The 18,542-nt window shown below is 64.4% G+C and carries 15 protein-coding genes; 12 read left to right on the top strand and 3 right to left on the bottom strand.

Going from position 1 to position 18,542, the window contains the following annotated elements; translation table 11 throughout:
- Positions 1-61: 61 nt before the first annotated feature.
- The 3 genes from pepA to IFT60_RS13770 all read right to left on the bottom strand — a co-directional run bounded on the left by pepA (position 62) and on the right by IFT60_RS13770 (position 2,857).
- The gene (gene pepA / locus IFT60_RS13780) at positions 62-919 is read right to left on the bottom strand and encodes a flocculation-associated PEP-CTERM protein PepA (protein WP_192052541.1); all 858 of its coding nucleotides are present in this window, start codon (positions 917-919) and stop codon (positions 62-64) included.
- A 347-nt stretch (positions 920-1,266) separates the two neighbouring features.
- The gene (locus tag IFT60_RS13775) at positions 1,267-1,899 is read right to left on the bottom strand and encodes an XrtA/PEP-CTERM system exopolysaccharide export protein (RefSeq protein ID WP_374001307.1); all 633 of its coding nucleotides are present in this window, start codon (positions 1,897-1,899) and stop codon (positions 1,267-1,269) included.
- 145 nt (positions 1,900-2,044) lie between these two features.
- Positions 2,045-2,857: a S1 family peptidase gene (locus tag IFT60_RS13770; RefSeq protein ID WP_229510858.1), complete on the bottom strand. Its 813-nt coding sequence runs from the start codon at positions 2,855-2,857 to the stop codon at positions 2,045-2,047.
- A gap of 356 nt (positions 2,858-3,213) precedes the next feature.
- On the opposite strand from IFT60_RS13770, the gene IFT60_RS13765 reads away from it, so the two are divergent.
- Genes IFT60_RS13765 through IFT60_RS13710 form a run of 12 tightly spaced genes read left to right on the top strand, consistent with a single transcriptional unit; the run spans position 3,214 to position 18,519 of the window.
- Positions 3,214-4,722, top strand: a complete 1,509-nt coding sequence (locus tag IFT60_RS13765; RefSeq protein WP_192052540.1) for an XrtA system polysaccharide chain length determinant — start codon at positions 3,214-3,216, stop codon at positions 4,720-4,722.
- A 32-nt stretch (positions 4,723-4,754) separates the two neighbouring features.
- Complete coding sequence (locus tag IFT60_RS13760) at positions 4,755-5,714, top strand: XrtA-associated tyrosine autokinase (RefSeq protein WP_192052539.1); 960 nt, start codon at positions 4,755-4,757, stop codon at positions 5,712-5,714.
- Complete coding sequence (locus IFT60_RS13755; RefSeq protein WP_192052538.1) at positions 5,695-7,254, top strand: TIGR03016 family PEP-CTERM system-associated outer membrane protein; 1,560 nt, start codon at positions 5,695-5,697, stop codon at positions 7,252-7,254. Before IFT60_RS13760 ends, IFT60_RS13755 begins: the two co-directional genes overlap by 20 nt.
- Before the next feature lie 13 nt (positions 7,255-7,267).
- Positions 7,268-8,317 carry an XrtA/PEP-CTERM system-associated ATPase gene (locus tag IFT60_RS13750; protein WP_192052537.1) on the top strand — a complete coding sequence of 350 codons (1,050 nt, stop codon included), beginning with the start codon at positions 7,268-7,270 and terminating at the stop codon, positions 8,315-8,317.
- Positions 8,314-9,198, top strand: coding sequence for an XrtA system polysaccharide deacetylase (locus IFT60_RS13745; protein WP_192052536.1), 885 nt, complete (start codon positions 8,314-8,316; stop codon positions 9,196-9,198). The genes IFT60_RS13750 and IFT60_RS13745 overlap by 4 nt, the downstream gene beginning before the upstream one ends.
- Positions 9,195-10,286 (top strand): FemAB family XrtA/PEP-CTERM system-associated protein, encoded by a 1,092-nt coding sequence (locus tag IFT60_RS13740; RefSeq protein WP_192052535.1) that lies wholly within the window; start codon positions 9,195-9,197, stop codon positions 10,284-10,286. Before IFT60_RS13745 ends, IFT60_RS13740 begins: the two co-directional genes overlap by 4 nt.
- Before the next feature lie 3 nt (positions 10,287-10,289).
- The gene (locus IFT60_RS13735) at positions 10,290-11,483 is read left to right on the top strand and encodes a TIGR03087 family PEP-CTERM/XrtA system glycosyltransferase (RefSeq protein ID WP_192052534.1); all 1,194 of its coding nucleotides are present in this window, start codon (positions 10,290-10,292) and stop codon (positions 11,481-11,483) included.
- Complete coding sequence (gene xrtA / locus IFT60_RS13730; protein WP_192052533.1) at positions 11,474-13,006, top strand: exosortase A; 1,533 nt, start codon at positions 11,474-11,476, stop codon at positions 13,004-13,006. The genes IFT60_RS13735 and xrtA overlap by 10 nt, the downstream gene beginning before the upstream one ends.
- Before the next feature lie 2 nt (positions 13,007-13,008).
- On the top strand, positions 13,009-14,193 hold the full coding sequence (locus IFT60_RS13725; protein ID WP_192052532.1) for a TIGR03088 family PEP-CTERM/XrtA system glycosyltransferase: 1,185 nt from the start codon (positions 13,009-13,011) through the stop codon (positions 14,191-14,193).
- Positions 14,181-16,112, top strand: coding sequence for an XrtA/PEP-CTERM system amidotransferase (locus IFT60_RS13720; RefSeq protein WP_192052531.1), 1,932 nt, complete (start codon positions 14,181-14,183; stop codon positions 16,110-16,112). Before IFT60_RS13725 ends, IFT60_RS13720 begins: the two co-directional genes overlap by 13 nt.
- Positions 16,112-17,326, top strand: coding sequence for a TIGR04063 family PEP-CTERM/XrtA system glycosyltransferase (locus tag IFT60_RS13715; RefSeq protein WP_192052530.1), 1,215 nt, complete (start codon positions 16,112-16,114; stop codon positions 17,324-17,326). The genes IFT60_RS13720 and IFT60_RS13715 overlap by 1 nt, the downstream gene beginning before the upstream one ends.
- A complete protein-coding gene (locus tag IFT60_RS13710; protein ID WP_192052529.1) occupies positions 17,323-18,519 on the top strand; it encodes a glycosyltransferase family 4 protein in 1,197 nt (398 codons plus the stop codon). The genes IFT60_RS13715 and IFT60_RS13710 overlap by 4 nt, the downstream gene beginning before the upstream one ends.
- Positions 18,520-18,542: the final 23 nt, after the last annotated feature.

Below are 18,542 nucleotides of genomic sequence, written 5' to 3'. Positions count from 1 at the left end.
TGCATGAAAAAGAGCGGGCCAGCCCGCTCTTTTCTTACATCAGGTACGGCTCAGAGGGCAATCAAGCCTTCTTTGCGCGCTTGCGGCTGACGATGCCGGCGCCCAGCATGGCGATGCCGAACAGGGCCAGCGAACCTGGCTCTGGCACTTCAGCCAGCTTGAACTGACCGTTGTTGCTCACGAAGAAGTAGTTCGAGGTGTTTTGGTAGGTGCCGCTGCCGCAGCCAGGACCGGCGAAACCAGCAAAGTCGCACGCCACTTCGCTGACCAGGGTACCGTCTGGATTCGCGATGGTGTTGGCGTTGGTGAATGCGAAGGCCATGATCGATTCCATCGACAGGTCGTCGCCGTTTTCACGGAAGAAGTAGCCTGCGTCCATCGAACCTTGCTGAATCTTTGCCAGCACGCTGACTTGGCCATTGTTGACTGGCGAGCCGCTTGCATCGACGTTACCGCCGCCACCGGCCATCACGTTGAAGACGGCGATTTCGTTGCCCAGATCGGCGCCGTAGGTGCCAGCCGAGGTAGCGTATTGGCCACCGGTTGGGTTCTGGAACATGCGGATGGTGCCGCCGGTGAAGGAGAAGGCGCCGCTGAAGTTACCGGTGCCGGTAGCTTCGAAGGTCGCGGTAATGTTGCCGCCTGGGAAATTCACTGGGAACAGGGCAAAGTTGCTGTCCGCTTGCGAAATGTTGAACACAGCGTGCTCGGTGAACGAGAAGCTGGTGCCGCCATTTGGCGTGATCTGGATGAAGGCATTGCCGTTCACGTCCAGGTATTCGTTGATTTGCTGAGAACCAGCAAAGCCGCCGCCAGTTGGGTTGAAGTGCCAATCGTTCAGCACGGTAGCAGCATTGGCGCCACCGGCGACGGACATTGCGACAGCAGCGGCACAGGCCAGTTTCTTCAGAAATTTCATAATTCAGTTCCTCGCTTAGTTGAAGGTTTGGGCAAACACATCCTCCTATTAGCAAGTGCCGTGCCACGTTAAGTATTTTCTTTAAAATCAAATACTTATATCTCTACAATTAACCCATATTAAGCGCTATGTAAAAAATCCCGACAGCATAAGTTCACAAAAAATTCTTGTAGGAATTATAATGCTTTTTAGACATGTTTCTTCTATTTATTTAACATTTCCTAGCGACAAATGGACTTGCAGTAGAAGGACGTTGCTCTCCAGGCATGCGCCGGCGATACGCTTATGCGTAAACGACAACGGCGCCCGCAGGCGCCGTTGCAATCAAAACGAATCGTCGATTCAGGTCAGAAGAAGCTCTCCGGAATGACCAGGATGTCGCCCGGGCGCATCGGCATGTTGGCCGAGATGTCGCCATCCTTGATCAGGTCGTCGAGGCGCACGTTCAGCTTTTGCTGTTTGCCGTCGATGGTGCGGATGATGCTGGCACGGTTGCCGGAAGCGAATTCGGTAACGCCCCCAACCGTGATCAAGACATCCATCAGCGACATGTCGCGACGGTAAGCCAAGGCTTGCGGGCGGGCGGCCTGCCCGATCACGCGAATCTGGTCGCCGTAATTGCCGACAAAACCGGTGACGACGACAGTGACGACCGGCTGCTGGATGAACTTGGCCAGTGCCTTTTCGATGTCGCGCGCCAGTTCGGTCGAGGTTTTACCCGCGGCCGGCAAGTCTTCGACCAGCGGGGTCGTGATCTTGCCGTCCGGACGGACCGGAACCGACATCGACACTTCCGGATTGCGCCAGACGATGATGTTGACAGCATCGCCCGGGCCGATCAGGTAGTCGGCGGGCGCGGCCCCTGCCAGCGCGGCAGCCGAGGGCGCAGGCGGCTTGTTCCACAGTGCACAGCCGGACAAGGCCAGGGCGCAGGCGCTCGCCAGGGCCAGTTTCGTCAAATTTGTCGAGATCTTGCTCACGTCATTCCCTTTCAGGACAGCAGTAACAGGCTAAGCCCGGCTGTTGTTCTAGCAAATCAAAAATTGTTATTTAGCCATCAAAACCGGCATATTGTATCTCAATCATGCCTATGTGAAAGCTATGCACGATTGAAATACTTCCTTTTCACTTTTGTTGCAACAGTTCCTGCGCATAGCGTGCAGGAATCGCGTAAGTGATCCCGCTCGGGCTGGTAATCGCCGTTTCCTTCAACCCCTTGACGAACACCATATTAATAATGCCGAGCACCGCGCCGCTGTCGGGATCATAGACTGGACTGCCGCTGTTGCCGGGATAGGCCGTGCCGTCGAGCTGGAAAATTTTCAGGGGGTCGCGCTGCAGCTGGGTGATGGCGCGCGCGTCGAGGCTGCGCGAACTGATCGAGGGCATCACGATCGGCGTGATCGCCGACAGCATGGCGCGGTGGGTGACGTGGTTCAGCCCCAACACCATCCCCAGCGGGAAACCGGTAAATGCCAAGGCCTGCCCTTCGGCGGCGCCGTTCGAGTCGCCCAGTACCATCGCCGGCAACGGCGGGCCGTCGAGCAGGCGCAAATGGGCCAGGTCGTGGGCGCGGTCGAGCGCCACCAGGCGCGCCGGGCGGAAGCGGAAATCCTGGCCGGTGCCGACCACGACGCCCAGCGTTTCCATGTTCGCGCCATCGAGCATCTTCGGCACGACGTGGGCGTTCGTGATGATGCTCAGGCCATCGCCGACGGCGAACCCGGTACCCGAAAATGTGACCGATGGACTGCGTGTCTTGAGGAAACTGCCGACGCCGACGATCGACGGTTTGACGGTCGCAATAGTGCGTCCCAGCGTCTCGGCGTGCAGCGGCGCGACCGCGCTCATGGCGCCCAGGACGGCAAGCCCAGCCAGCATGCGGCGCCGCAGCAATGCCTTGGCCGGGTTGCATTCAATATTTCGAATAGGAATCAATCGTGCCAACCTTTTTGCAAATAAAACATTACAATACAACAGCTTGATGTACCGCAAAGACGTTGTCTCGTCCTTCTGACAACAGTCTGCTCCTCACCTCACCCCTTGATGAAGTGCAACATTTTCCACTGCCTTCACTTGTCAAACGGCAATAATACTGCCGGAGATGCCGGGTGACGCAGGATTTTTATATTGCTATTTGGAATTTGTGTTGTAAGGGGGTCCTAAGCGGCGGCTTTATTACCACAAATTTTCTGAAACGCAATTGCAATTGCACATACTACAAGCGATGATGCGTGTTCTTTTATGATTGTTCCTTGCCCGGCCATGCGCCGGGCGTTCATGGCGAGACTACGATGGCAGAAATAACAGCCCTAATCCTGAATTTCCTGAAAGCCCTCGGTAAATACCGTTGGCACGCGGTGTCCATCGCCTGGCTGGTGGCCCTGATCGGCTGGGCCATGGTGTGGCGGATGCCGAATACCTATGAAACCTCGGCGCGCGTCTACGTCGATACCCAGAGCATCCTGAAACCGCTGCTGTCGGGCATGACCACCCTGCCCAACCTGGACCAGCAAGTGTCGTTCATGCGCCAGACCCTGATCAGCCGTCCGAACGTCGAAAAGGTCATGCGCGATACCGACCTGGACGTCAAGGCGACCACGACGCGCGAGAAGGAACAGATCATCGAAGGGCTGATGCGCAACATCAAGGTCTCCGGCACCGGTCGCGACGACATCTACAGCATCAGCTATACCTCGACCGACGCCAAGCTGGGCAAGGACGTGGTGCAGTCGCTGCTGACCATCTTCGTGGAGGGCAGTTTCGGCGGCAAGAAACAGGATTCCGACAAGGCCATCCAGTTCATTAACGACCAGATCCGCAGCACCGAAGAAAAGCTGGCCGCCGACGAAAACAAGCTCAAGGAATTCAAGATCAGGAACATGGGCCTGATGCCGCAGAACGGTGATTTCAGCGGCCGGGTTGCCGGCGCCAACGAGGCGCTGAACCAGGCACGCCTGGAACTGGCCGAGGCCGAGCAGTCGCGTAACGCCATCCGCCGCCGCATGAGCGGCAGTGGCAAGGAAGGCGGCGGCATGGTCGATCCGGAACTCGAAGGTCGCCTTGCCGCTGCCCAGAAGAGCCTCGATACCTTGCGCCTGCAATATACCGAGGAACACCCGGACATCATCGCCACCAGGCGCCTGATCGAGCAGCTGCAGGCGCGCAAGAAGGAAGAAGCGAAGAAGGACCGCCCTGATCCGGGCACCGCCACCAGCTTGATGATGCAACAAATGATGGTGAGCCTGTCGGACGCCGAATCGCGGGTTGCCGGACTGCGCGCCCGCGTCAACGAATATGCGAACCGCGTCACGACCCTGCGTGCCCAGAGCACGACGGCGCCGGAAGTCGAGGCGCAACTGTCCCAGCTGACCCGCGACTACCAGATCAACCGCGACAACTACGAGAAACTGGTCCAGCGCCGCGAGCAGGCCAAGCTGTCCGGTGACCTGTCCTCGGCGACCGACATGCTGACCTTCCGCGTGGTCGAGCCGCCGATGGCGGCGACCAAGCCAAGCGGGCCGAATCGCCCGATGCTGTTCTCCGGCGTCTTCCTGATGGCGCTGGCGGCCGGCGTGGTCGGTGCATTCCTGCTGAGCCAGGTGCGTCCGACCTTCCTCAGCCACGCCGCGTTGCGCCAGGAAACCGGCTTCCCGGTGCTGGGATCGATCAGCATGCACTGGACCGACAGCCAGAAAGTGCTGAGCAAGCGCCGCCTGCTCGCAGTCGGTGCCTCGGTGCTGGTGCTGTTCAGTGCCTATGCCGTCGGCATGGCCACCATGCTGGTGCGCGCCAACGCCTGAGCGGCCATAACGGATCAATATTAGGAGCGAATGTGAGCATTATCGAAAAAGCGGCCAGCCGCATCGACCACACCCGCGCAGCGGCCCCTGCCCCGGCCGTCGTCGAGTACGACGGGCAAACCATCGTGCTCGAGCAGCACGCGCCGCTGGCCGACCTTCCCGCCGTCGCGGCGGCCCCGGTGGCGCGTGTGGAAGTGCCGGGCGTCGCCACGCCGACCGTCGCCGCCGCGCGCGCGGAGCAGCCACGCAAGACAGCCCCGAAACCGGGCGCGCGCAAGGTCGACCTCGACCTGGCGCACATGCGCGCGGCCGGCATGGTCACTGCCGCCAGCGGCCGCACCAGCCTGCTCGAGGATTTCCGCGTCATCAAGCGTCCGCTGCTCAAGCAAGCCTTTACCAAAGGGTCGGATGCGCGCCCGAACAACCTGATCATGATCACCAGCTCGCTGCCGGGCGAAGGCAAGACCTATTGCGCGATCAACCTGGCGATGAGCATCGCCATGGAACTCGATCACACGGTGCTGCTGGTCGATGCCGACGTGGCCCGTCCGTCGGTGCTGCGCACGCTCGGCCTGCCGGCCCAGCGCGGCTTGATGGACATCCTGGTCGACGACAGCCTCGACCTGGCCGACGTGATGCTGCGCACCAACGTCGACACGCTCAGCATCCTGCCGGCCGGCACCAGCACGCCGCGCGCCACCGAACTGCTGGCCAGTTCGACCATGAGCAGCCTGGTCAACGAGATCGCCAACCGCTATCCGGACCGCGTCGTCATTTTCGATTCGCCGCCGCTGCTGCTGACGAGCGAATCGCGCGTCCTGGCCAGCCACATGGGCCAGATCGTGATGGTGGTCGAGGCCCAGGCCACGACCCAGCACGCCGTGACCGAAGCGCTGCGCCAGCTCGAAGGCTGCAGCAATATCAATCTCATCTACAACAAGGCGCGGGACATTCCGGGAATTGAAGAGACGTATGACTATCACTACGGCTAAACGCATCGCCGCCCGCCTGCCGCGGCTGGTGCCGCTGGCGGCGGCGCTGGCGGTGGCGCTGCCGGCCCAGGCGCAGTGGCGTGTCACCCCGTCGCTGTCGCTGACCGAAACGTATTCCGACAATCCCGCCCTGGCCAGCGATGCCCAGAAGCGCAGCCAGTGGATCAGCGAAGCGACCCCGGGAATTGCGGTGTACGGCCAGAATGCACGCGTCCAGCTCAATGCCAGCGCCCGTGCTTCGCTCTACAGCTACAGCGATGGCCGGCCTGGGAACATGCTTCGCAATAACATTCAATACGACGCCTCCGGCCGCGCCAATGTCATCGATGAGTTGCTGTACGTCGACGCGCGCATGAATGGCGGGACGCGTCCGGTGACGGCTTTCGGCCCTGACAGCAGCGGCCTTAACCGCTACACCGGCGAGAACCGCACCAAACTGAGCAACTGGAGCATCAGCCCCTATCTGGTCCAGCGCTTCGGCAACGTTGCCTCCGCAACGCTGCGCTACACTCATGACAGCGTGGACGCAGACGATGTGAATTTCGGCAAGAGTAGCTCCGACAGTGCCGCGATCGACCTCGTCAGCGGCCGCGCATGGCGCGATATCGGCTGGAACCTGCGCTACGTGCGCCAGAATATCGACGCCGAGCGCCTCGGCACGACAACATCGGAAAACGCGCTGTTGGGCCTGAGCTACCGTCTGCACCGAACGCTGAAGCTGACCGCCAGCGGCGGCTACGACAGCTACGATTACGAAGCCATGCCGGGCAACCGCACCGCCGGCACCAGCTGGTCCGGCGGCTTCGCCTGGAACCCGTCGGCGCGCACCGCCGTCCAGATGTCGGCAGGCCGCCACTTCCTGGGCAAAACCGGTTCCCTGCTGGCCACGCACCGCAGCCGCCACACGGTCTGGCAGGCAAGTTATTCCGATTCGGTCACGAACACCCGCCAGCAATTTGCAGGAGTGCAAGGCGTCGACACCCTGGCGCTGCTGGACTCGCTGTTCGCGGCGACGATTCCCGATCCGCTGGCACGGCGCCAGGCCGTGCTCGACTACCTGCTCGCCACCGGCCTGCCGCTCAGCACCGTCCAGAGCGTGAACTACCTGACCAACCGCTACTTCCGCGAGAAGAACGCGCAGGCTTCGTTCGCCTACAACATGCGCAAGCAAAGCAGCGTGTTGACGTTCTATGCGAACGAACGCACCGCGCTGTCCACCAGTGAAGCCGATGCCGGCCTGCTCGGCAGCGGACTGTTCGCACTGAACGACAACGTGCGCCAGGTCGGCGCCAGCCTCGCCCACAGCTACCGCCTGAACGCCCTCACCAGCGCCACGGCCTCGGCGACGGCGACGCGCAGCCGTTCCCTGGAAACGAACTTCGAAACCGACCAGCAGAACTTGCGCCTGACCCTGACCCGGCGCTTCAGCCGCAAGTTGTCCGGCAATGTCGAACTGCGCCACAACCGCGGCGACCTTGGCGTGTTCGGCGCGGGCTACAAGGAAAACGCCATCAGCGCCACCCTTTCGGCGCAGCTTTAAGCGGAGTGACACGATGTACGAATCGTATTATGGATTTTCAGCCAAGCCTTTCCAGCTACGCCCCGACCCGCACTTCTTCTTCGGCAGCAAGGGCCACAAGCGCGCCATGGCCTATCTCGAATACGGCCTGTCGCAAGGTGAAGGTTTTATTGTCGTGACCGGCGAAGTCGGCGCCGGCAAGACGACGCTGGTGCGCAACCTGTTCAACAAGCTGCCCTCGCAGCAGATCGTCGCCGCCCACATCGTCAACACCCACCTCGACCCGGACGACACGCTGCGCATGGTGGCCTCGGGCTTCGGCCTGGCGCACGAAGGCGCGACCAAGACCGACCTGCTCACGCGCCTGGAGCAGTTCCTGCACAGCGTCGACCGCCAGGGCAAGCGCGCCCTGCTCGTCATCGACGAAGCGCAGAACCTGAACCCGAAGACGGTCGAAGAGCTGCGCATGCTGTCGAACTTCCAGACCGACGACAAGTCGCTGCTGCAGACCTTCCTGCTGGGCCAGCCGGAGTTCCGCGGCACCCTGCACAGCCCGAGCATGCAGCAGCTGCGCCAGCGCGTCATCGCCAGCTACCACCTGGGCCCGATGGATGCGCCGGAAACGCGCGCCTACATCGAACACCGCCTGCACACGGTCGGCTGGAAGGGAGATCCTGCCTTCGACGACGCCGCCCACGCGGCGATCTTCGCCTACACCGGCGGCATCCCGCGCAAGACCAACACCCTGCTCGACCGCGTGCTGCTGATGGGCTACCTGGAAGAGCTGCACGCGTTCACCGAAGAGCATATCCAGACCGTGATCGCCGACGTCAGCGAGGAATTCCAGCTGCCCGAGGTGCTGGGCACGCCGGCCGGCCACGGCGCCGGCGGCACCGGGATGAACAACGCGCTGGACGCCGCCGCCGATCGCCGCGACAGCATCGAAGTGCTCGACGAGCGCATGATGCGCCTCGAAAAATCGATCGTCTCGGTGCTGTCGATCCTGAAGAAAATCGTCGCCACGCCGCAAAACGGCGTTTCGGCCAACCTTCCGGCCAACCAACACGTGGATACTCCCGAATGAAGATGCAGACTCCGGCAGCCCGGCCACAGCGCCAGCCGGGCGAGCGTATCCGCAATGCGATGACCTGCGACGTCGAGGATTATTTCCAGGTCTCTGCGTTTGCGCCCTACATCAGCCGCGACAGCTGGCCGGCGCGCGAATGCCGCGTCGAGGCCAACGTCGAGCGCATCCTGGCGCTGTTCGAACGACACGACGTCAAGGGGACCTTCTTCACGCTGGGCTGGATCGCCGAACGCTATCCGCAGATGGTGCGCCGCATCGTCGCCGCCGGCCACGAACTGGCCAGCCACGGCTACGGCCACCTGCGCGCCTCGGACCAGAGCCGTGCCGAATTCGACAACGACATCCGTAGCGCGAAAGCGCTGCTGGAAGACATCGGCGGCCAGCAGGTGCTCGGCTACCGCGCTCCGAGCTTTTCGATCGGCCACGGCAACCTGTGGGCACTCGACGCCCTCACTGAAGCCGGCTATCGCTACAGCTCGAGCATCTACCCGATCGCCCATGACCACTACGGCATGCCGGATGCGCCGCGCTTCGCCTTTTATCCGAACGGTCCCGACGGCCTGCTGGAGATCCCGATCACCACCGCCATGCTGGGCGGTCGTAAACTGCCGGCCGGCGGCGGCGGTTATTTTCGTTTGCTGCCCTACGCGCTGTCGCGCTGGATGGTCAAGCGCGTCAACGAGATGGATAACGAACCGGCGCTGTTCTATTTCCACCCCTGGGAAGTCGATCCGGGCCAGCCGCGTCCCGAAGGTCTCGGCGCCAAGGCGCGCTTCCGCCACTACATCAACATCGAACGCATGGAAGGGCGCATCGCCGCCCTCGCCCGTGATTTCGCGTGGGACCGGATGGACCGCATTTTCCTGAACAAGCCATGAATTCGATTATTGAAAACGCCCATGCGCGGCGCGCAGGCGGCGCTGTGGGCGCGTCCACGCTGCATCTGTTGACACCGGGCGAACGCCCGCGCTGGGATGCGTTCGTGCGCAGCTGCCCCGACGCCACCTTCTTCCACCTGTCCGGCTGGCAGAACGTCATCGAGCGCGCCTTCGGCATCAAGACCTGGTTTTATTATGTCGAGCAGGACGGCCAGATCCAGGGCGTGCTGCCACTGGCGCAAATCAAGAGCCGCCTGTTCGGCCACTCGCTGGGCGCGATGCCGTTCTGCGTGTATGGCGGCGTAGCCGCGATCGACGCCGGCGCCCGCGCCATGCTCGACGCCGCCGCCGACAAGCTGGCGCACGAACTCGGCGTCGGCCACCTCGAATACCGCGGCATGGAACGCGCGCACCCGGACGACGCGTCCTGGCTGACCAAGGAACTGTACGTCACCTTCCGCAAGGAGATCTCCGGCGACGACGAGGAAAACCTGAACGCGATCCCGCGCAAGCAGCGCGCCATGGTCCGCAAGGGCATCAAACTCGGGCTGCGCGGCGAAGTCGACGACAATGTCGAGCGCCTGTTCACGGCCTACTCGCACAGCGTGCACCGCCTCGGCACCCCGGTATTCCCGAAAAAATATTTCGCGCTCCTGCAGCAGGAATTCGGAGACGAATGCGAAGTGCGCACCATCGTCACCGAGGACAAGCGCCTGGTCGGCTCGGTGCTGAGCTTTTACTGGCGCAACGAGGTGGTGCCGTATTACGGCGGCGGCATGGACCTGGCGCGCGAAGTGGCCGGCAACGATTTCATGTACTGGAACCTGATGCAGGCGGCCGCCGCGCGCGGTTGCCGCCTGTTCGACTTCGGCCGCAGCAAGCTCGGTACCGGCGCCTACGATTTCAAGAAGAACTGGGGTTTCACGGCGCAGCCGCTGCCGTATGAATACAAGCTGTACGGGGCCGACGCGTTGCCTGATAATAACCCGCTGAACCCGAAATACCAGCTCTTCATCAAGATGTGGAAGAAATTGCCGATTCCGCTGGCGAACCTGGTCGGGCCCTACATCGTCCGCAACCTGGGGTAATCCGTGCAAGACCTGCTGCTCCTGATCCACCGGATCCCATATCCGCCGAACAAGGGTGACAAGATCCGTTCTTATCACCTGCTCAAACATCTGGCGCAGCAGTACCGGGTGCACCTGGCCACCTTCGTCGACGATGCCGACGACTGGCAGCACGTGCCGACAGTCGAGGCGATGTGCGCGAGCAGCCATTTCGCACCACTCAATCCGACGCTGGCGCGCGTGCGCAGCCTTGGCGCCCTGGTCAGGAACCGTTCGCTCTCGCTCGACTATTACCGCGACGCCGGCCTGGAACGCTGGGTCGACGCGACCGTGGCCCGCCACGGCATCGAACGCGTGCTGGTGTTTTCGTCGGCGATGGCGCAGTACGCCGACAAGTACCCGCAGGCACGCCGCGTGGTCGACTTTTGCGACGTCGACTCCGACAAGTGGCGCCAGTACGCCGAGCAGAAATCCTGGCCGATGAGCTGGCTGTACCGGCACGAGGCGCGCCAGCTGCTGTCCTACGAACGGCGGGTCGCGCGCAACTACGATGCCTCGCTGTTCGTCTCGGCGCCGGAAGCGGCGCTGTTTCGCGACCTGGCGCCGGAAAGCAGCGCCCGCATCGGCTTTTTCAACAACGGCGTCGACACCGACTATTTCACGCCCGATGCCGGCTACGCCAATCCCTACCCGGCGGGCCAGCGCGCCGTGGTGTTCACCGGCGCCATGGATTACTGGCCGAACGTGGACGCGGTGACCTGGTTTGCAAACGAGGTGCTGCCGCAACTGCGCACCCGCTTTACGAACCTGCGCTTCTACATCGTCGGTGCCCGTCCCACCCAGGCCGTGCGCGACCTTGAAAAACTGCCCGCCGTGACGGTCACCGGCACCGTGCCCGACGTGCGTCCGTACATCGCCCACGCGCAGGCGGCGGTGGCGCCGCTGCGCATCGCGCGCGGCATCCAGAACAAGGTATTGGAAGCGATGGCGATGGCAACGCCGGTGGTAGTGTCGCCGCAGGCCCTGGAAGGCATCGATGCCGAACCGGGCCTGGACCTGGTACTGGCCGACGGCGCCGACGCCTTTGTCGACGCCGTCGCCGCCATGCTGCACGCGCCCCAGGGCGCGATGGGACGCGCCGCCCGCGCGCGCGTCGAACGTCAATACAGCTGGCCGAGCAACCTGGCCTGCATCGGAGAACGCCTCGAATGTTCCTGAAACCTCCGCCCGGCCTGGTCGAGCACAGCGCCCAGCCCCTGACCCGCGCCAACATCATCCTGATCGTGCTGGCGCTGCTCGCGCCGCTGGCGCTCTACTTCGATACGGCGCGCTCGATCGTCAGTATCTGGGACAGCTCCGACACCTTCGCCCACGGCTACGCCATCGTCCCGATCAGCCTGTGGCTGATCTGGCGCCGGCGCGTCAATTTTTCGCTGATCCCCGCTACCCCGGCCTGGCCGGCGCTGGCGCTGCTGGCGCTGGCCGGCGCCGGCTGGCTGGCCGCGCGCATCGGCGGCGTGCAGGTCGTGATGCAGTATGCCTTCGTCGTCATGTTCCCGCTGGTCGCGTTCGCGCTGCTGGGACGCCGCCTGGCCGGCTCGCTCGCTTTCCCCTTGCTGTTCCTGCTGTTCGCGGTGCCGTTCGGCGAAGTCTTCGTCGACCCGCTGATCCACATCACCGCCGACTTCACCGTGTGGGCGGTGCAGGTCACCGGCATCCCGGTGCTGCGTAACGGCACCCGCTTCGAGCTGCCTACCGGCAGCTGGTCGGTGGTGGAAGCCTGCAGCGGCGTGCGCTACCTGATTTCCTCGGTCACCCTGGGTTGCCTGTACGCTTACCTGACCTACCGCTCGAACCTGCGCCGCGCGCTGTTCATCGGCCTGTCGATCGTCGTGCCGATCATCGCCAACGGCTTGCGTGCCTACATGATCGTGATGATCGGCCACCTCTCCGGCATGGAACTGGCGACCGGTGTCGACCACCTGATCTATGGCTGGCTGTTCTTCGGGCTGGTGATGTTCCTGATGTTCTGGATCGGCAGCTACTGGCGCGAAGAAGAAGCACCGGCGCCGAGCGCCGCGGCGGCGCAGGGCGTGGCCGGGATGACTCCCGTCCGTTCGCTGCTGCCGATCGCGCTGGCGAGCGTCGCCATCGCCGCCGTCTGGCCGGTCTTTGCCGCCTACAACGACCGCGCCAACCACAATACGCAAGCGGTCGCCCTCGGCCTGCCGCAGCTGTCCGGCCTGGCCGCCGCTGCCGATTTCCCGGGCTGGCAACCGGACTACATGGCGCCCGATGCGCGCGTCTCCGGGGTCTACATGGAGGCGGCGCGCCCGGTGCGGCTGCAGGTGCTGTACTACCGCAACCAGGACAAATCGAAGAACCTGATCAGTTCGCTTAACCGCCTGGCCGGCCCCAAGGATGCATGGCACGCAACGGCCAGCAGCATCCGCAGCGAGCCTGTTGGCGCCGTGCGCGAAAGCACCATGGCCGGCCCTGGCGGCCCGCTGCTGGTGTGGGACTGGATGTCGATCAACGGCCATCATACGACCAGCAATATCGTCGGCAAGCTGCGCCAGGCACAGGGCAAGCTGCTGTTCCAGGGCGACGACGGCGCGCTGATCGTGCTGGCCACGCCGGTCAATGACGACCCCGAGGCGGCGCGCGCCGCGCTGCGCGCCTTCCTGGCACGCGGCGGCGACGCCATCGAGGCCACGCTACAGCAGACGCGGGAACACTGAGCATGGCCGCGGTAACGCTTGAGCGCACCCCTCCTCTGGTGGTGCACCTGATCTATCGGCTCGATATCGGCGGCCTTGAGACGCTGCTGGTCGACACGATCAACCGCATGCCGGCCGGGCGCTACCGGCATGCCATCGTCTGCCTGACCGACTACACCGATTTCGCCGCGCGCATCGAGCGTGCGGACGTCGCCTTGTTCGCCCTGCACAAGGGGCCGGGCCTGGCGCCCGAGGTACACCTGAAATTGTTCAAGTTGCTGCGCCGCCTGCGCCCGGCAATCCTGCATACGTATAACCTCGGCACCATCGAGTACCAGGCGGTGGCGCTGCTGGCCGGGGTGCCGGTGCGCATCCACGCCGAGCACGGGCGCGACGCCTCCGACCCGCAAGGCCTGAACCGCAAGCACAACCTGCTGCGGCGCCTGCTGGCGCACGTGATCGACCGCTACGTGCCGGTGTCCGCCGACCTCGCGCGCTGGCTGGACACGACCGTGCGCCTGCCGCGGCGCAAGGTCGACACGATCATCAATGGCGTCGATACCGACCGCTTCCATGCGGGTGCCCCGCTCGACCCGGCCGCCGCAAGCTGGCGTGCCAACGGCGCCTTCGTCATCGGCGCGGTCGGCCGCCTGCAGGACGTCAAGAACCACGCCGGCCTGATCGACGCTTTCGTGCGCCTGCGCGCGCGCGTGCCGGATCAACAGCTGCGCCTGGTGCTGGTCGGCGATGGTCCGCTGCGCGCACAACTCGAGGCGCAGGCGGCCGCCAGCGGTGCCGGCGCCGACATCGTCTTCGCCGGCGCCCATGCGAATGTCGCTGCGCTGCTGGGCGGCTTTTCGCTGTTCGCCCTGCCCTCGATCGCCGAAGGCACGCCGGTGACGCTACTGGAAGCGATGGCGAGCGAACTGCCGGTCGTGGCCAGCGCCGTCGGCGGCATCCCGGAAGTCGTGACGCACGGCGTAAACGGCACCCTGGTGCCGGCCGGCGACCCGGAAGCGCTGGCGCAGGCGCTGGCCGCCTACGTGCGCGATCCGCAGCGCGCCGCCGCCCACGGCCGCTCGGCGCGCGCACGCATCGAACAACACTACAGCATGGCGGCCATGCTGGCCGCCTATCTCGGCCTCTACGACCGCCTCTGCAAAAGCAAGACAACACTTCGACAAGCAATCACACCATGTGCGGAATAACTGGCATTTTCGACCTGCGCGGCGGCCGTCCCATCGACCCGGCCCTGCTGCAGCGGATGAACGACTCGCAATTCCACCGCGGCCCGTCCGAGGGCGACCTGCACCTGGAGGCGGGCCTGGCATTCGGCCATCGCCGCCTCTCGGTGATGGACCTGGCCGCCGGCCTGCAGCCGATGTTCAACGAAGACCACAGCGTGGTCATCGTGTTCAACGGCGAGATCTATAATTTCCGCGCCCTGATGGCCGAACTCAAGGAGCTCGGCCACACCTTCCGCACCCGCTGCGACACCGAAGTCATCGTCCACGCCTGGGAAGAATGGGGAGAACAATGCGTGCAGCGCCTGCGCGGCATGTTCGGCTTCGCGATCTGGGACCGCAATCAACAAGTCCTGTTCATGGCGCGCGACCGCCTCGGCATCAAACCCTTCCACTACGCCCTGCTGCCGGACGGGATGTTCGCCTTCGGTTCGGAACTCAAATCGCTGCTGACGCTGCCGAACCTGGTGCGCGAGATCGATCCCTGCGCGGTCGAGGAATATTTTGCCTACGGCTACGTGCCGGAGCCGCGCACGATTTTCACTGGCGCCCATAAGCTGCTGCCGGGGCACACGCTCACCTTGAAACCCGGCATGACCGCGCTGCCGCCGTCGAAGCAGTTCTGGGACGTGCCGTTCACCCCGCACGTCGGCATGACCGACGGCGACATCGAGGGCGAAACCATCCACCGCCTGCGCGAAGCGGTCGAAAGCCACATGGAAGCGGACGTGCCGCTGGGCGCCTTCCTCTCCGGCGGCGTCGATTCGAGTGCGATCGTGGCGATGATGGCCGGCCTGTCGAACCAGCCGGTGAACACCTGCTCGATCGGCTTCGACGAGGCCGACTTCGACGAATCGACCTATGCCAAGCAGGTGGCCGAACGCTACAAGACAAAACACCGCAGCGAGATCGTCGACAAGGACGACTACGGCCTGCTCGACCTGCTGGCCGGCCTGTACGACGAGCCGTATGCCGACAGTTCGGCCATCCCGACCTACCGCGTCTGCGAGCTGGCGCGCAAGAACGTCACCGTGGCGCTGTCGGGCGACGGCGGCGACGAGAACTTCGCCGGCTACCGCCGCCACCGCATGGCGATGGGCGAAGAGCGGGTGCGCTCGATGCTGCCGCTGGCGCTGCGCAAACCGGTGTTCGGCTTGTTGGGTAAAGCCTATCCGAAGGCCGACTGGGCGCCGCGCGTATTACGCGCCAAGACCACCTTCGAAGCGCTGGCGCGCGACCTCACCGAAGGCTACTTCCACGGCGTCTCGATCAACAACGACCGCGTGCGCGGCGGCATGTTCTCGGATAATTTCAAAAGCAAACTGCAGGGCTACCGCGCAGTGGAGGTCATGCGCGGTTACGCCAACAAGGCGCCGACCGACGATCCGCTCTCGCTGATCCAGTACATCGACATGAAGACTTACCTGCCGGGCGACATTTTGACCAAGGTCGACCGCGCATCGATGGCGCACGCGCTCGAGGTGCGGGTGCCGCTGCTGGACCACCAGTTCGTCGAATGGGTGTCCGGCCTGCCGTCGAGCTGCAAGCTGCGCAACGGCGAAGGCAAGTACATCTTCAAAAAGGTGCTGAAGCCCTACCTGGGCGACGACATCCTGTACCGCAAGAAGATGGGCTTTTCGATCCCGCTGGCGAGCTGGCTGCGCGGCCCGCTGGCCGGCGCCATGAAGGCGGCGGTGCTCAATCCTGCCCTGCTCGACACCGGCATTTTCAACCCGAACACCCTCAGGCAGATGGTCGACGAACACCAGGCAGCGACCAAGGACCACAGCACGGCCCTGTGGTCGGTGCTGATGTTCGAAGCCTTCCTGCGCAAGAACGGCGCTGGCGCAGCCGCTGCCACCACCGCCCCAAGGAGCAACTGATGCGCGTCCTGCACGTCCTCGACCATTCGATCCCGCTACACAGCGGCTACACCTTCCGCACCCGCTCGATCCTGCGCGAACAGCGCGCGCTCGGCTGGGAAACCTACCACGTGACCGGCTCCAAGCAGAACTCCGACGAGGCGCTGGAAGACACCGTGGATGGCCTGCATTTCTACCGCACCCCGAAATCGACCGGGGCGCTGGCGCGCCTGCCGGTGCTGAACCAGAAGGAAGTCATCGACGGCCTGGCGCGGCGCCTGGCCGAGATCATCCCCGTGGTCAAACCCGACGTGCTGCATGCGCATTCGCCGAGCCTGAACGCCATTGCCGCCCTGCGCGCCGGCAAGCGCTTCGGCATCCCGGTGGTGTACGAGGTGCGCGCCTTCTGGGAAGACGCGGCCGTCGACCACGGCACCAGCGTTGAAAACGGCCTGCGCTACCGCGCCACGCGCGCGCTGGAAACCTGGGCGCTGCGCCATGCCGACGCCGTCACCACCATCTGCGAAGGCCTGCGCCGCGACATCGTCGAACGCGGCATCCCGGCCGCCAAGGTGACCGTCATCCCGAACGCGGTCGACATCGACAAGTTCGCCGTGGGCGGCACGGCCGACCAGGACCTCAAAAACCGCCTCGGTCTTGGCGGCGCACGCCTGATCGGTTTTATTGGCTCGTTCTATGCCTACGAAGGCCTGGATGTGCTGCTGCGCGCCGTGCCCGCGCTGACGGCCCGGCATCCCGACCTGCGCGTGCTGCTGGTCGGCGGCGGCCCGCAGGACGCCCAATTGCGCCAGCTGGCGCAACAGCTGAACATCGCCGACAAGGTCGTGTTCACGGGGCGCGTGCCGCACGACCAGGTCAACATGTATTACGACCTGCTCGACGTGCTGGTCTACCCGCGCCTGCCGATGCGCCTGACCGAACTGGTGACCCCGTTGAAACCGCTGGAAGCGATGGCGCAAGGCCGCATCCTGGCGGCGTCCGACGTCGGCGGCCACCTGGAACTGATCGCCGACGGCAAGACCGGCGTGCTGTTCAAGGCCGGCGACCCGGTATCGCTGGCGGACAAGGTCGGCGCCCTGCTCGGCGCGCAGGAACAATGGCCGGCGCTGCGCGCCAACGGCCGCCATTACGTCGAAACCGAACGCAACTGGCCGGTCAGCGTGGCGCGCTACCAGGACATCTATGGCCGCCTGACGCGGCAGCGCGCCGCATGAAGATCCTGACCTTCAGCACCCTGTTCCCGAACAGCGAAAAGCCCGGCCACGGGATTTTCGTCGAAACGCGCCTGCGCCACCTGGTCGCCAGCGGCCAGGTCGAGGCGCGCGTGGTGGCGCCGGTGCCCTGGTTCCCGTCGACCCATCCGCGCTTCGGCGACTATGCGAAACAGGCGCGCGTGCCGCGTCAGGAACAGCGCCACGGCATCACGGTGCTGCATCCGCGTTATCCGACCATCCCCAGGATCGGCATGAATGTGGCGCCCTTGCTGCTGGCGCAGGCAGTCAAACCGGTGATCGCGCGCATGCTCGACGAAGGCGACGACTTCGACCTGATCGACGCCCATTATTTTTATCCGGACGGCGTGGCCGCGGCCATGCTGGCACGCCACTTCAACAAGCCGCTGGTGATCACCGCGCGCGGCTCCGACATCACCTTGATCCCGCAGCACCCGCTGCCGCGGCGCATGATCCGCTGGGCCGCGCGCCGTGCCGATGCCGTCATCACGGTCTGCAACGCGCTGCGCGACGAAGTGATCGCGCTCGGCGTCGATGCGGCCCGCGTCACCTCGCTGCGCAATGGCGTCGACCTGCAGTTGTTCCGTCCGACCGAACGCCTGGCGACAAAGGGCCCCTTTACGCTGCTCACGGTCGGTCACCTGGTGCCGGTCAAGGCACAGGAGCTGATCATCGGCGCGCTGCCGCTGCTGCCGGATGTGCGCCTGGTGGTGGCCGGCGACGGCGTCAACCGGCAGATGCTAGAAGACCTGGCGCGCACCCTGAACGTAGCGGAGCGCGTGCAATTCCTCGGCGCCGTGCCGCAAGCCCAACTGCGCAGCCATTACGGCGCGGCCGACGCGCTGGTGCTGGCGTCGTCGCGCGAAGGCTGGGCCAACGTGCTGCTGGAATCGATGGCGTGCGGTACCCCGGTGGTCGCCAGCCGCGTCTACGGCACGCCGGAGGTGGTCGCCGCACCCGAAGCGGGCGTGCTGATGGCCGAACGCACGCCGCAGGGCGTGGCCGACGCCGTCAACGCGCTGCGCGCGCGCTATCCGGACCGCCTTGCCACCCGCCGCTACGCCGAGCGTTTCAGCTGGGACGACACGACGGCCGGACAGTTGCGCCTGTTCGACGACATCCTCAACCGGCGCCAGCGCCAATCGTCCGGCACCCTGGCCTGCCGGCTACCCTAACCTGGATCGACACGTACGATGGA

This window comes from Massilia sp. CFBP 13721 (assembly GCF_014842025.1).
In the GTDB taxonomy this organism is placed as follows: Bacteria; Pseudomonadota; Gammaproteobacteria; order Burkholderiales; family Burkholderiaceae_D; genus Telluria.
The sequence above is the reverse complement of the archived record's forward strand: the minus strand, read 5'-3'. Positions and strand labels throughout refer to the sequence as shown.